Source organism: Streptomyces griseobrunneus (assembly GCF_046713465.1).
Taxonomy (GTDB): Bacteria; Actinomycetota; Actinomycetes; order Streptomycetales; family Streptomycetaceae; genus Streptomyces; species Streptomyces microflavus.
In genome coordinates, this window is the sequence record NZ_CP177080.1 from 7321972 (window position 1) to 7335305 (window position 13334).

The 13334-nt window shown below is 70.9% G+C and carries 13 protein-coding genes and 1 pseudogene; 8 read left to right on the forward strand and 6 right to left on the reverse strand.

Annotated features, from left to right (window positions below):
* Window positions 1-11: 11 nt before the first annotated feature.
* Window positions 12-734 carry a lysophospholipid acyltransferase family protein gene (locus tag ACK8N7_RS33435; protein WP_032759779.1) on the reverse strand — a complete coding sequence of 241 codons (723 nt, stop codon included), beginning with the start codon at window positions 732-734 and terminating at the stop codon, window positions 12-14.
* A gap of 229 nt (window positions 735-963) precedes the next feature.
* On the opposite strand from ACK8N7_RS33435, the gene ACK8N7_RS33440 reads away from it, so the two are divergent.
* From ACK8N7_RS33440 to ACK8N7_RS33460, 5 genes are all read left to right on the forward strand, one after another.
* A complete protein-coding gene (locus tag ACK8N7_RS33440) occupies window positions 964-1290 on the forward strand; it encodes a TlpA family protein disulfide reductase (protein ID WP_403217583.1) in 327 nt (108 codons plus the stop codon).
* A 196-nt stretch (window positions 1291-1486) separates the two neighbouring features.
* Window positions 1487-1993 (forward strand): flavin reductase family protein, encoded by a 507-nt coding sequence (locus ACK8N7_RS33445; protein WP_403217582.1) that lies wholly within the window; start codon window positions 1487-1489, stop codon window positions 1991-1993.
* A 205-nt stretch (window positions 1994-2198) separates the two neighbouring features.
* Window positions 2199-2984, forward strand: a complete 786-nt coding sequence (locus ACK8N7_RS33450) for an electron transfer flavoprotein subunit beta/FixA family protein (RefSeq protein WP_403220013.1) — start codon at window positions 2199-2201, stop codon at window positions 2982-2984.
* 60 nt (window positions 2985-3044) lie between these two features.
* Window positions 3045-4007, forward strand: coding sequence for an electron transfer flavoprotein subunit alpha/FixB family protein (locus tag ACK8N7_RS33455; RefSeq protein WP_500444829.1), 963 nt, complete (start codon window positions 3045-3047; stop codon window positions 4005-4007).
* Window positions 4008-4166: 159 nt separating this feature from the next.
* Window positions 4167-5465: a DUF6986 family protein gene (locus ACK8N7_RS33460; protein ID WP_403219914.1), complete on the forward strand. Its 1299-nt coding sequence runs from the start codon at window positions 4167-4169 to the stop codon at window positions 5463-5465.
* Between the two features lie 6 nt (window positions 5466-5471).
* Here the strand turns inward: ACK8N7_RS33460 and ACK8N7_RS33465 are convergent, their stop codons facing one another.
* Entirely contained in the window at window positions 5472-6329 is an 858-nt protein-coding gene (locus ACK8N7_RS33465; protein ID WP_403219926.1) for an SMP-30/gluconolactonase/LRE family protein, read from the reverse strand.
* Between the two features lie 356 nt (window positions 6330-6685).
* Window positions 6686-7234 (reverse strand): CGNR zinc finger domain-containing protein, encoded by a 549-nt coding sequence (locus ACK8N7_RS33470; protein WP_403219916.1) that lies wholly within the window; start codon window positions 7232-7234, stop codon window positions 6686-6688.
* A gap of 93 nt (window positions 7235-7327) precedes the next feature.
* Here ACK8N7_RS33470 and ACK8N7_RS33475 point away from each other — a divergent pair, with 93 nt between their 5' ends.
* Entirely contained in the window at window positions 7328-8152 is an 825-nt protein-coding gene (locus tag ACK8N7_RS33475) for an alpha/beta fold hydrolase (RefSeq protein ID WP_403219918.1), read from the forward strand.
* Between the two features lie 6 nt (window positions 8153-8158).
* On the opposite strand, the gene ACK8N7_RS33480 is transcribed toward ACK8N7_RS33475, so the two are convergent.
* A complete protein-coding gene (locus ACK8N7_RS33480) occupies window positions 8159-9187 on the reverse strand; it encodes a LacI family DNA-binding transcriptional regulator (protein WP_015606976.1) in 1029 nt (342 codons plus the stop codon).
* Window positions 9188-9428: 241 nt separating this feature from the next.
* Here ACK8N7_RS33480 and ACK8N7_RS33485 point away from each other — a divergent pair, with 241 nt between their 5' ends.
* A complete protein-coding gene (locus tag ACK8N7_RS33485; RefSeq protein WP_403219920.1) occupies window positions 9429-10358 on the forward strand; it encodes an ROK family protein in 930 nt (309 codons plus the stop codon).
* A 77-nt stretch (window positions 10359-10435) separates the two neighbouring features.
* Here the strand turns inward: ACK8N7_RS33485 and ACK8N7_RS33490 are convergent, their stop codons facing one another.
* Window positions 10436-10612 (reverse strand): DUF8839 family protein, encoded by a 177-nt coding sequence (locus tag ACK8N7_RS33490; RefSeq protein WP_176727615.1) that lies wholly within the window; start codon window positions 10610-10612, stop codon window positions 10436-10438.
* Window positions 10613-11609: 997 nt separating this feature from the next.
* On the opposite strand from ACK8N7_RS33490, the pseudogene ACK8N7_RS33495 reads away from it, so the two are divergent.
* Window positions 11610-11843, forward strand: a pseudogene (locus tag ACK8N7_RS33495) (DUF6247 family protein); the annotation flags it as partial.
* An 867-nt stretch (window positions 11844-12710) separates the two neighbouring features.
* Here the strand turns inward: ACK8N7_RS33495 and ACK8N7_RS33500 are convergent.
* A complete protein-coding gene (locus ACK8N7_RS33500; protein WP_403219922.1) occupies window positions 12711-13082 on the reverse strand; it encodes a peptidase inhibitor family I36 protein in 372 nt (123 codons plus the stop codon).
* Window positions 13083-13334: the final 252 nt, after the last annotated feature.

Here is a 13334-nt window from a genome sequence, read left to right on the forward strand (position 1 = left end):
AGGATGTCCGGTCAGCCGAGCTCGCGGACCTCGGCGGGCGTCGGGGCCGTGCCGCCGAGATGAGCCGGCACCCACCATGTGTCACTCGCGTCCTTCGGGCGCACCGGGTAGGCCCGCTGCGCCGCCTCCAGCAGCTCCTGCACGCGCTCCCGCAGCCGCCGGGTGATCGCACCGGCGTACTGGTCGGCGGGCGCCTCCATGGGCTCGCCGACCCGGATGGTGATCGGGATGTGGCTGCGCCTGAAGTTGCGCGGCCGGCCCTTGGTCCAGATCCGCTGCGTGCCCCACAGCGCCATCGGGATCAGCGGGACCCCGGCCTCCTGGGCGAGGCGCGCGGCACCCGACTTGAAGCTCTTCAGCGTGAACGACTGGGAGATGGTGGCCTCGGGGAAGACGCCGACGATCTCACCGGAGCGCAGCGACTGCAGCGCGTGCGCGTACGCGTCCTCGCCCTGGTTGCGGTCGACCGGGATGTGCTTCATCCCGCGCATCAGCGGACCGGAGACCTTGTGCCTGAAGACCGATTCCTTCGCCATGAAGCGGACGAGCCGCTTCTGCGGCAGGGCGCCCAGGCCGGTGAAGATGAAGTCGAGGTAGCTGATGTGGTTGCTGACCAGCACCGCGCCACCGGTCTTCGGGATGTGCTCCGAACCCTGAGTGTCGATCTTCAGGTCGAGCGCCTTGAACAGGGTGCGAGCGGCGCCGATGACCGGTCGATAGACGAGTTCTGCCATCTGGAGAAGACCCTTCTTCAGCGCCTGGGGAGGGTTCTCCCGGCGGAAGTTACGCAGCCGTAGGTTTTCGGCATTGTGGCGATGGTGCCCCATGCGCGGGCCCGTGGCCAGTCCCGGTGGGCCCGGGCGGCGAGATTCTCGTCACGTGCGAGCCGCCCCCAAGCTGCGGGAATGTCCTGGGCCCGGCCGGTGCTGACTCCTTGCGAAGAGCTCTGATCAGGAGGCGACAGTGGACGGCGGAACACCCGCGCAACGGCTCGACGCGTCCCAACTCGGCGCGGAACTGGGGGAACGGGCGACGCTCGTCCAGTTCTCCAGTGCTTTCTGCCAGCCGTGCCGGGCCACCCGCCGCACGCTCGTGGAGGTGTCCGCCATGGTCGAGGGGGTCGCGCACATCGAGATCGACGCCGAGGCACATCTCACGCTCGTGCGGCAGCTCGGCATCACGAAGACGCCCACCGTGCTCGTGCTCGACGGCGCGGGCGAAGTGGTCCGCCGTGCATCCGGCCAGCCCCGGACCGCCGACGTCGTCGCGGCGCTGGGACGGGCCATATGACGGACCGTGACGCATCTCCCACATTGCGGGACGCACTTGACTGCACCCGCCACGCATCGTCAGTCTGACGCTATGCCGCCAGAACTCCTTCTCTACGGCCGGGTCCATGTGGACCTCGTACGCCACGCGAGTGCGCGCTGTCCGGGTGCCTGAGCAACCACGGCCCCTTACGCCTCTCCCGCAGAAGGACACCTCCATGACGGCCTCGCCCGAACTCGCCCCCTCCCTCACGGCCTCGCCCGAGCTCCTGCGCGCCGTCTTCCGCCGGCACGCCGCAGGCGTCGCGGTGATCACCGCGACCGGCGACCGGCCGGTCGGCTTCACCGCCACCTCGCTCAACTCGGTCGCCGCCGAGCCGCCGCTGATCTCCTTCGGCATCGGGACCTCCTCCTCCAGCTGGCCGGTGCTGGCCGAGGCGGAGCATGTCGGCGTCCACATACTCGGCGAGCACCAGCAGGAGCTGGCCGCCGCCTTCGCCCGCAGCGGCGCCGACCGCTTCGGCCCGTCCACCGAGTGGAGCAGCGGCCCGGAGGGCGTTCCGCTGCTGGCCGGCGTCTCCGCCTGGCTGGTCTGCCGCGTGGTGGCCCGCATCCCGGCCGGCGACCACCGCATCGTGATCGCGGAGGCCGTGGCCGGCGACCCGTCGGGGCCCGGCCGGCCGCTGCTCTACCACCAGGGACGGTTCACGGCTCTGCGAGACTGAGGGCGAGCAGGCCACGCGTGCAGGGACGTTTCCGCCGTAGGCAAGGTCACAGTGCGGAGCGCTTGCTCAGGGGTAACGGACTGGGTGTACTGGCGAGTAATATCGGCCGGGAGCCCGGTCGGCCCGACCGGAAACGGCCCTGTAAGGCGCCTATGCTGCGTGCAACAAGGCAGCCCAGAAATGACGATGCAGTAGGAGAGCCGGCGTGAGCTTGAGGATCGTTGTCTGTGTGAAGTACGTGCCCGACGCGACCGGTGACCGGCATTTCGCCGATGACCTGACGTTGGACCGTGAGGATGTCGACGGTCTGCTGTCGGAGCTGGACGAGTACGCGGTCGAGCAGGCGTTGCAGATCGCGGACGGGGCGGACGATGCGGAGATCACCGTGGTGACGGTGGGTCCGGAGGATGCCAAGGACGCGTTGCGCAAGGCGTTGTCGATGGGTGCGGACAAGGCTGTTCACGTCGAGGACGACGATCTGCACGGTACGGATGTGATCGGTACGTCGCTGGTGCTGGCGAAGGCGGTCGAGAAGACCGGTTATGACCTGGTGATCTGCGGGATGGCCTCCACCGACGGTGTCATGGGCGTCCTGCCGGCCCTCCTCGCGGAGCGTCTGGGTGTGCCGCAGGTGACGCTGCTGTCGGAGGTCGCGGTGAACGACGGTGTGGTGAGCGGTCGTCGTGACGGTGACACGGCGTCCGAGCAGCTGGAGGCCTCCCTTCCGGCGGTGGTGTCGGTGACCGACCAGTCGGGTGAGGCGCGTTACCCGTCGTTCAAGGGGATCATGGCGGCGAAGAAGAAGCCGGTGGAGTCCCTGGACCTGGACGATCTGGGTCTGGACGCGGACGAGGTGGGTCTGGCGGGTGCGTGGACGGCGGTCGACTCGGCGACGGAGCGTCCGGCGCGTACGGCGGGCACGATCGTGAAGGACGAGGGCGAGGGCGGCAAGCAGCTCGCCGAGTTCCTCGCGGGCCAGAAGTTCATCTAGCCCGCTCCTCTTCCCTCCCCATCCTTCTCTCTCGTCCTTTCTCGTCTGGAGTGCGTTGTCATGGCTGAAGTTCTTGTTCTTGTCGATCACGTGGACGGTGCGGTCCGCAAGCCCACGCTGGAGCTGCTGACGCTGGCCCGCCGGATCGGTGACCCTGTCGCGCTCGCGCTGGGCGCGGGTGCGGAGGCGACCGCGGGGGTGCTGGGTGAGCACGGTGCGGTGAAGGTCCTGACCGCCGATGCCCCGGAGTTCGCGGGGTATCTGGTGGTTCCGAAGGTCGATGCGCTGCAGGCCGCGTTCGAGGTGGTGTCGCCGGTGGCGGTGCTGGTGGTGTCCTCGGCCGAGGGCAAGGAGATCGCCGCGCGTCTCGCGCTGCGGGTCGGTTCGGGCATCATCACCGATGCCACCGATCTGGAGGCCGGTGAGCAGGGTCCGGTCGCGACGCAGGCCGCGTTCGCCGCCTCGTACACGACCAAGTCCCGGGTCTCCAAGGGTGTCCCGGTCATCACGGTGAAGCCGAACTCGGCCCCCGTGGAGCCCGTAGCGGCCGCCGGTGCGGTCGAGGCGCTGTCGGTGTCGTTCAGCGCGACCGCGACGGGCACGAAGGTGACCGGGCGGACGCCGCGTGAGTCGACGGGGCGTCCGGAGCTGACCGAGGCCGCGATCGTCGTCTCCGGTGGCCGTGGCGTCAACGGTGCGGAGAACTTCCCGCTGATCGAGGCCCTCGCGGACAGTCTGGGTGCCGCGGTGGGCGCCTCGCGTGCGGCGGTGGACGCGGGCTGGTACCCCCACACCTCCCAGGTCGGCCAGACCGGTAAGTCCGTCTCGCCGCAGCTGTACATCGCCTCGGGTATCTCGGGTGCGATCCAGCACCGGGCCGGTATGCAGACCTCGAAGACGATCGTCGCGATCAACAAGGACGCCGAGGCCCCGATCTTCGACCTCGTCGACTACGGCGTCGTCGGCGACCTCTTCACCGTCGTCCCCCAGCTCACCGAAGACATCAACACCCGCAAGGGCTGAACCCCCAGCAACACCCGTCCTGGGCCGTACGGTGACCACACCGCGCGGCCCAGAGCCGTTCCAGGCCACCATTGACGCAGGTCGAGCGGCCTTATAACTTCACTATACGGATTGTTGATTCCGGGAAGCGGAAACAGCGAGAGTGTGGAGGGTACGGTCATGGGTCAGCAGGAGAAGGTGGCAACGAGCCTCGCCGGTACGGTCAGCGAGGAGATCAGCGCCTCCCTCACGGCGGTCGACGCGGAACTCGCCCGCCGCTACCCGGGAGACCCCGGCACCCGCCAGCCCGTGCACACCGTCTACGTACCCGGCGATGCCTTCGAGCCCGGCACCCTCCGCTCCTGGGGCGACCAGGCGCTGGCCGCCCTCGACGAACACGCCCCCGACGCCTCTTCGTTCGCCGCCGTCCTCGGCATCCCCGAGGAGCTGGCGGGCCCCGTCCACGACCGCGTACGCGCGAAGCTGGAGCGCGAGCCCGTCGAGGACCTGCGCATCGACTTCGAGGACGGCTACGGCCCCCGCCCGGACGCCGAGGAGGACGAGGCCGCGGCCCGCGCCGCCCGGCTGGTCTCACAGGCGTACGCGAACGGCACCGCGGCCCCGTACATGGGCATCCGGATGAAGTGCATGGAGGCCGGCGTACGCGACCGGGGGATCCGCACCACCGACGTCTTCCTCACCGGCCTGATGGCGGCGGGCGGGCTCCCCGACGGGCTCGTGCTGACCCTGCCGAAGGTGACGTACCCCGAGCAGGTCACCGCCTTCGTCCAGCTCCTGGAAGCCTTCGAGAAGGCCCACGGCCTCGACGCCGGGCGCATCGGATTCGAGATCCAGATCGAGACCAGCCAGTCCATCCTCGCCGCCGACGGGACCGCCGCCGTCGCCCGCATGATCGACGCCGCGCAGGGCCGGGCGACCGGGCTGCACTACGGCACCTTCGACTACAGCGCCTGCGTCGGGGTCAGCGCCGCCTACCAGGCCAGCGACCACCCGGCCGCCGACCACGCCAAGGCCGTCATGCAGGTCGCCGCCGCGGGCACCGGCGTACGCGTCTCCGACGGCTCCACCAACGTCCTGCCCGTCGGCCCGACCGCTCAGGTCCACGAGGCCTGGCGGCTCCACTACGGCCTCACCCGCCGCGCTCTGGCCCGCGCGTACTACCAGGGCTGGGACATGCACCCCGGGCACCTGCCGACGCGTTACGCGGCCGTCTACACCTTCTACCGCGAGGGCCTTGAGCCCGCCGCCGCCCGGCTCGCCGCGTACGTCGCCAAGGCCGGCGGTGACGTCATGGACGAGCCCGCCACCGCCAAGGCCCTCAGCGGCTACCTCCTGCGCGGTATCGACTGCGGCGCGCTGGACACCGCCGAGGTCGCCCGGCTGACCGGCCTGACCCGCGCCGACCTCGACGCGTTCTCCTCGCCGCGCCGGGGGGACCTGACGGTCACGGCTCCGTAGGGGCCGTCAGTAGGCGTCGCGCCCCGGCTGCGGTACGGCCAGTCCGGCCGGGGTGTGCAGGCCCGCGACGGGCAGGGTCCGCTGGCCGCCGCGGACCGGCAGCTCGACCACCCGGTCGTTGTTGAAGTCCGCGATGTACAGCGTGCCCGCCGGGCCGAAGGCCAGGCCGTAGGGGGAGTTGAGCCCGGTCACCGGAACGGTCCGCTGCGGTCCGCCGTCCGCCGGCAGCAGCACCACGCGGTCGTTCCCGCTGTCGGAGACGTACAGATCCCCGCGCCGGTCGAAGGCGAGTCCGGTCGGCTGGGAGAGCCCGGTGGCGGGCGCGGTCGTCTGCGGACCGCCGTCGGCGGGGATCCTCACCACGCGGTCGTTGACGAAGTCCGCGACGAAGAGATTGCCCGCGCCGTCCAGCGCCAGACCGTTGGGGTGGAGCAGCCCGGTGGTGGGTACGGTGACCTGCCCGCTCCCGTCGGCGGGGACCTTCACCACGCGGTCGTTGAAGCTGTCGGCGATGTAGAGCGTCCCGGCCGCGTCCAGCGCGAGACCGATCGGGCGGGAGAGGCCGGTGGTGGGGACGACGGTCTGCGGGCCGCCGTCCCCGGGCACCCGGACGACCCGGTTGTTGCCGGTGTCGGCGATGTACAGGTCTCCCGAGGCGTCGAGGACCATCCCGGTCGGACGGGTCAGGCCGTCGGCCGAGACCGTGGCCGGCTCGCCCCCGCCGGGCGGTACGAGCAGCACGTCGTTGTCGGCGTAGTCGGAGACGTACAGGGGCGCGGCGCCGTGCACCGGTGGGTGCCCCTCCGCCGCCCCGTCCGTCGCCGAGGCGAGCGGGGCCGTGCACAGCAGCATCACCGCCGCCAGCGCCGCCGACCGCCACCGCAGACGCCTCCGGCCCGGCCCGCCGGGACCGCGGGGCGGGGTGATGGCTGTTGCCGCATGAATCATGGGTACGCACCTGTTCTGGATGCCCTGCCCGCTGCCGTACCGGCCCGGGGAGGGGAGAGGGACGGCGCATCCCGGTCCGCACGGCACCGGGGGCGGGCGGAACGAGGGACGCCACGGAGGTGACGGCCCGTCGTCCGGGCCGGCCGCCCGGCGAGCCGGAGCGTGCCGTACGGTCCCGGGGCCGTCAGCGGCCGACGTTAGGAACCGCCCCCGCCGATCCGGTGGCACCACGCCCCGAGGGGCCCGGCGGCCACCCCAACGGCCCCGGGGCCTCAGGTGTCCCGGCGGGCGGCAGCGCCCGTACGGGCACGGTAGGCCCGCATCTTGTGCCGGGCGCCGCACACGTCCATGTCGCACCAGAGGCCGTTCGACGACGGCGCCCGGTCGTAGAAGACCCACCGGCACTCCGGCGCCGCGCAGGCCTTGAGCCGGGCAGCGTGACGCCCGGTCAGGCCGTCCCGCAGCAGCGCTTCGAGCACGGTGCGGACGACCCCCGCCACCGGCTCGTCGGTGGCCGGGCGCAGGGCGAGGGTGCCGTCCGGGCGCACCACCGGGGCGCCCGCCACGGAGTGGATCAGCCGGTTGAGAGCGTCGAGCGCCTCGGGCGAGGTCCGCTCGACGAGGAACGCCCGTACGGTCTCCCGGGCCTCCGTGAGCGCCGTCAGCTCGGCAGGGGCGACCGCTTCGGGGTAGCCGCGCGCACGCAGCCACCCGCTCGCCGTCTCCGGCCGGGCGAACTCGTCCTCGCCGTGGAGATGGGTCGCCGTGTTGCAGAACGCCTCGACCGGTTCGAGTTCCGCGGGTGCCGGGTTCCGTCGCATGATCCCCACTTTATCAACGTTACTGGCAAGCGGCTTGCTCTGGTAACGTCGAGAGTCCGGCAGGGTTCTGCACCCGACAACAGGAGGCGTGTCATGAACGGCAATCTGACCAGGACATTCGAGACCCCGGACGGAACGGTCCGCTGGGACGTGCTGGGGGAGGGCGACCCGGTCGTCCTGCTCCACGGCACCCCGTTCTCGTCGCGCATCTGGCGCGAGATCGCACCGGCGCTCGCCCAGGACCACCAGGTCTACGTCTTCGACCTGCTCGGCTTCGGGCAGTCGGAGCAGCGCGAGGGCCAGGATCTCCGTCTGGCCGCACACACACGGGTGTTCACCGGACTCCTGGACCACTGGGGGCTGGAGAGCCCGAGGGTGATCGCCCACGACATCGGCGGGGCCGTGGCGCTGCGGGCGCTGCTGCTGGAAGGTGCCCGGTACGCGAATCTCACCCTGGTCGACTCGGTGGCCTGCGGCGACTGGGGGACCGGCCTGTTCCGGCTCGTACGGGAGAACGCGCACGTCTTCGAGCAGCTCCCCGTCTACGCCCACGAGGCGCTGGCCGAGAGCCACCTTCGCTTCGCGAGCCACTCCGGCTACCGGCCGGACGTCCTGGCCGCCCATCTCGACCCGTGGCGCGGTGAAGAGGGCAGGGCGGCGTACTACCGCCAGTACGGGCAGCTGGAGCAGGCCGCCACCGACGAGTTCCAGCACCTGCTGGGGTCCGTGCCGGTGCCGACCCGGATCATCTGGGGGCGCGAGGACGGGTTCCTGCCCCCGCCCTTCGCCGAGCAGCTGCACGCGCTGATCCCGCACTCCGAGCTGCACTGGGTGGAGGGGGCGGGGCACGCGACCCCTGAGGACGCGCCCGCGCGGCTCCTGGCCCTGCTCACCCGGGAGTTCCGCGCGGGTGCCTGACAGCGGTCAGGCGGGCGGCAGTTCGCCCGAACCGCGCGGGATCAGCGTGGTCGGCAGCTCCACCCGGGCCGGGGCGTGGTCCGCGCCGTCGAGCCGGCGGAAGAGGTGCTCGGCGGCGGTCCTGCCGACGGCCGCCGCGTCCTGCGAGATGACGGTGATGCCGAGCAGATCGGCCAGCTCGATGTCGTCGAACCCGACCAGCGCCACGGGCCGGTCCTGCTCCGCGATCACCCGGACCGCCGTCACCGTCACCCGGTTGTTCCCCGCGAAGAGCGCGGTGACGGGCTCGGGCCCGCCGAGCATCGCCTCGGCGGCCGCCCGGACCCGGCCGGGCTCGGTGGAGCCGAGCGAGACCCAGGAGTCCTCGACGGTGATGCCCGCGTCGGTCATGGCCGCGTGGTAGCCGCGCAGGCGCTCGGTGGCGGTGTGGATACGGGGCTGGTCGCCGATGAACCCGATCCTGCGGTGGCCGTGGGCGATGAGATGGGCCACGCCCTCCCGGGAGCCGCCGAAGCTGTCGGAGAGCACCATGTCCGCGTCGACCCGGCCCGCCGGGCGGTCCACGAAGACCGTGGCGATGCCCGCCTTGATCTCCGGCTCCAGATACCGGTGGTCGTCGCCCGCCGGGATCACGATCAGGCCGTCCACCCGGCGGGCGCACAGGGCCAGCACGAGCTCCTGCTCGCGCTCGGGGTCCTCGGCGCTGGAACCGTTGATGAGCAGGGCCCCGTGCGCGCGGGCCACCTCCTCCACGGCGCGGCTCAGCGGACCGTAGAAGGGGTCGGCCAGATCCTCCAGGACCAGGCCGATGGAGGCCGTACGTCCCTTGCGCAGAACGCGGGCGCTGTCGTTGCGGCGGAAGCCCAGCGCGTCGATCGCCTCCTGCACGCGGCGCTCGGTGTCGGGCGTGACACCGGGCTCGCTGTTCACCACCCGGGAGACCGTCTTGAGGCCCACTCCGGCGCGGGCCGCCACGTCCTTCATGGTCGGCCGGTTGCCGTAACGGGTCTCGGAATGACGGGTGGTCCGGTCCACAGTGCGCTGTCCTGTCGTCGGATACGGGCGAGGGCGGGCGGGGTGACGTTAGGCGATTCGGGCGGCATTCGGGCGGCAAACGGGCACCTCCGGACGGCCCGCGGAGCCTGCTGCGGAGACGAACGGAGGCTGTGGCGTCGAGCATAGGCCCTGGACAACGTTGTCAACGCAATGGAGACTGTGCAGACTATTGACTGAACCCGCAGGTCCCGCCCTTCACTCATCCGGAGAAGCCACACCGATGCATACCGACCTCGTCGCCGCGCTCGACATCGGCGGCACCAAGATCGCCGGCGCGCTGGTCGACGGCGGTGGAACTCTCCTCGTACGGGCGCAGCGGCCGACGCCCGCCCGGGAGGGTGCCGAGGCGGTGATGGGCGCCGTGGACGAGGTGCTCGGCGAGCTGACGGCCTCACCGCTGTGGGAGCGCGCGGGCTCCGCCGGGATCGGCAGCGCGGGGCCGGTCGACGCGGCCGCGGGCACGGTCAGCCCCGTCAACGTCCCCGGCTGGCGCGACTTCCCGCTGGTGGAGCGGGTGCAGAAGACGATCGGCGGGCTGCCCGTCGCCCTCGTCGGCGACGGGGTCGCGATGACGGCGGCCGAGCACTGGCTCGGGGCGGCGCGCGGCTACGACAACGCGCTCTGCCTCGTCGTGTCGACGGGCGTCGGCGGCGGCCTCGTCCTCGGCGGCACCCTGCACCCGGGCCCCTCCGGCAACGCCGGGCACATCGGCCACATCAGCGTCGACCTGGACGGCGACCTGTGCCCGTGCGGAGCGCGCGGCTGCGTCGAGCGCATCGCCAGCGGCCCGAACATCGCGCGCCGGGCCCTGGAGGGCGGCTGGCTCCCCGGCCCGGACGGCGACACCACGGCCGCCGCGGTCGCCGCCGCCGCGCGCGCCGGGGACCCGGTCGCCATCGCCTCGTACGAGCGGGCCGCCCAGGCGCTCGCGGCCGGGATCGCGGCCACCGCCACCCTGGTCGAGATCGACATCGCGGTGATCGGCGGGGGAGTGGCGGGCGCCGGAGACGTGCTCTTCGCGCCACTGCGCAGCAGCCTGCGCGACTACGCCACGCTCTCGTTCGTCCGGGGCCTCACGGTCGCGCCCGCCGTGATGGGCACCGACGCGGGGCTGGTCGGGGCCGCGGCCGCGGCGATCGCACTGCGTTAGCGCAGGCCCGCCGACTGCCTCCGGAGGGTGCCCCGTTCGTCAGGCGGGGCACCCTCCGGAGGCAGTCGGACGGACCGTCAGCGCCCCGCGTCGGCCGGCTGCTGCGGTACGACCACGAGGAAGACGTCCTGGTCCAGATTCATCACGACCTCCGCCGCCAGGCCCTCGCCGCGGCGCGCGGCCGCGAACTCCTCGGCAGCTCTGCTGCCGCGGGGATCTCCTGCCGGAAACCGTTCGAGAATTGTCCGCCGCACGGCGCACCCCCAGTTGTCCTGTGCCGTCGGCCCATGCCGTAGGCCTGGCGATTACCTGCTCAACGAGCTTCGCCCGTCATGGATACGGCTGCCCCCGAACCCGGCTTCGTACCGTCGGGCCCCCAAACCGGTCCGGATCCCCCCACCCCGGTAACGCCGTCGCCACGGCGGGGTTTCCCCGGCAGGGTGTTGCGGGCAAGCCACAGAGGGCTACGGAAGAGGGGGAACCGTGATCGTCTGGATCAACGGTTGCGTCGACGCAAGGCCAGGTCGGCGTCCTACCTGCTTCTATGCGCTCCGCAAACTAGCCGTACTTAGCTTTAGCTAGCCGCAGCTGGCCTTGATTGGGAAGATCTTTCTCCCATCTGTCTCCCATGGGGGGACGGATGGGAGAAGGCTGCGATGGACTTCCAGATCCGGGACCGTTCGGTCAACCGGGGGCGCCGTGAGCTATCGCCGCCGAGGAGGGCTCGGACCCCGCCGGGCTACCCCCAGGGGGCCCCCGCAATCCGGCTCCCGGACCGTCGGCCTGATATCTTGCCCGCCGGGCCGCGCGCCCGCCGGGCAAGCAAGGTGAAGTCCCATGCATGGCCGGGGCCGGTGGTCCGTCAGCGGTCAACCTTCTGCCGGCAGGCGGCGACGCAGTACGCATAATCCGCACGCCCAGCAGACGGCACCTTGGGTGAGGGGCCGGGGGACAACCGCCGGCTTCCGCACGATCCGCACTTCACGATCGAAGCGCAAGGGCAGACGGTTGAGTTCCGTGTGGTGCAGGAGAGGGACCGAAGCGAGCACATTCCGACGGATAAGGAGCTCGCGGACGCCAAGAAGTTCTCGTGGGTCAGGATTCCGCGGTACGACTACATACCCTCGGAGCGACTGCGCGTTGAACTCAGCGGCGGCCCGGTGCATTACGGGTCCGAGTGGGCTGACAGTAGCGAGCGCTCCGTAGAGGAAATAGACACTTCCGTCCTGCGCCTTCCCCGAACTTCTTGCCCAGCTGCGCACCGACAGCCGCGCCGACACCTGGGTGCCGGCCTTCGAGCGGGAATGGGCGGCCGCGCTGGAGGAGTCCCGCTGCACGTTCTCCCTCGCCGGGCTGTACGAGGTCGTCCAGGAATGGCGGGGCCGCCGCGCCGCCCCGGCCGTCGATGGGTTCGTCGCCTGCGGCTACGACGACAGCGACTTCATCGACGCGGCGGTGCTCCGGGGAAGGCGACGGCGCCGGTGACCGCACAGCAGCCGTACGCGGTCCTCTCCTCCGGCTCCGGCCGCGTGGGACGTCCTGGACGCCGCCGCGGCCGACCCGTGGGGTTCTCCGCCAGTGGAACGCCGGGCGAGGACGTCCACCACGCCTCCGTCGGCCAGCTCTCCCTCACCTACTGGATCAACCGGCCACTGCGCCCCTGTCCGTTCTCACCATCTCCTGGCGCGATCCGAAGACGAACACACAACATGCCATCCCGGGATGAAACATCGGACGAAAACGGCCCCTAGCGCCCGGGGCCAGCGCCGGTCACCATACGGGTCAGGAAGCAGCAGGGTCGATGACATGCGGCGGTAGCGGGCGTTGACCCAGGTATGCGAAAAAAGTGATCGAAAGCGTTAGTTGTGGCGTTATCGGTGATGGTGGTCTGTGCGCTGGGGCAGGCGCCGGCACAGGCGAGCGGAACGGTCGAGGACGGGCCGGTCGAGCATCGGCGTGATCGGTGGGGGAGTGCACGTGCGTGAGGTGGGGGTGGTCCTGGACGGCTGGCGGCCACGACGCGCGGGCCCGGATCAGCGATTGACGCGGCGGAGAGTACGTACTAAAGATCCGCGGGTGGCAGCACCTGGCCTCCAAGGAGCAGAGCCGCTACAGGCAGGAGATCGCCACCTGGAAGCTCAGCGCGAACTTCTTCCACCGGCACCGGATCTGTGCTGAGGTCAGCGGCCATGCGGAACGGATGCCCTGTGTCAGGATCAAGCGCTGATCCGGCGGTCACCGGCATAGCGAGGGCCCGCACCATTAGCATCAGAGGTGCGGTCCTTGCCGTGCTGGGCTGCTACAGCCGATCAAAGCGCTGGGTGATCAGCATGGATTTCCTGCTGTTGGTACCTACAACGAGCTGATGTTGTTGTTGCGGCTGTACTGGGCTGTATTGCCCTGCCAGTTCCCTACAGGCCGTACGGCGCCGTCGCGATTGATGTTCACCCACGTGCAGAACCTCCCGCCCGTTCTGTTCCATACCGAGGAGATGTCGTCGTTTATCCCTTGGTCGCGGAGGTCGTCGGAGCCCGTTCGGAAATACCACATCTGGCCCCATCCGTCCTCCTCCGTCCAGACGCAGAACCGGTTGACCGGGCAGTCTTGGTACGCGGTGATGGCCGTCGGAGCGGAGGGGGCCGCTGTCGCTGGTGCCGTGAGTGCTGCGGACATGGTCAGGCCCACCGCAGCGGTGAGAGTGAACAGGGAACGGCGCAGTGACATCGCAGGATCCGCCTTCAGTGGGAAACGCGTGGGCTCCTTCCGGCCCACTAGAGCAGTTGGGACATCGAAGACAACATGCGAGCACAAGCCTTTGCTGTGGGCCACCTCCGCGGCGCGGCCGCCCCGAGCTGCCCGCCGGCCTACGCGAGCCCCTGGCCACCGCGCAATCGCTTCAGCCGCGACCGGTACCCACGTCGGCCGGCTGCCGGCCGAGTGAGCACGGCCCGTTCAACCGAAAGTGCGAGCAGCGCC

Coding starts and splice junctions, on each gene's coding strand:
- ACK8N7_RS33435 (WP_032759779.1), bottom strand. CDS start 734: ATGGCAGAACTCGTCTATCGACCGGTCATCGGCGCCGCTCGCACCCTG.
- ACK8N7_RS33500 (WP_403219922.1), bottom strand. CDS start 13,082: ATGTCACTGCGCCGTTCCCTGTTCACTCTCACCGCTGCGGTGGGCCTG.
- ACK8N7_RS33475 (WP_403219918.1), top strand. CDS start 7,328: ATGAACGGCAATCTGACCAGGACATTCGAGACCCCGGACGGAACGGTC.
- ACK8N7_RS33470 (WP_403219916.1), bottom strand. CDS start 7,234: ATGCGACGGAACCCGGCACCCGCGGAACTCGAACCGGTCGAGGCGTTC.
- ACK8N7_RS33485 (WP_403219920.1), top strand. CDS start 9,429: ATGCATACCGACCTCGTCGCCGCGCTCGACATCGGCGGCACCAAGATC.
- ACK8N7_RS33455 (WP_500444829.1), top strand. CDS start 3,045: ATGGCTGAAGTTCTTGTTCTTGTCGATCACGTGGACGGTGCGGTCCGC.
- ACK8N7_RS33445 (WP_403217582.1), top strand. CDS start 1,487: ATGACGGCCTCGCCCGAACTCGCCCCCTCCCTCACGGCCTCGCCCGAG.
- ACK8N7_RS33460 (WP_403219914.1), top strand. CDS start 4,167: ATGGGTCAGCAGGAGAAGGTGGCAACGAGCCTCGCCGGTACGGTCAGC.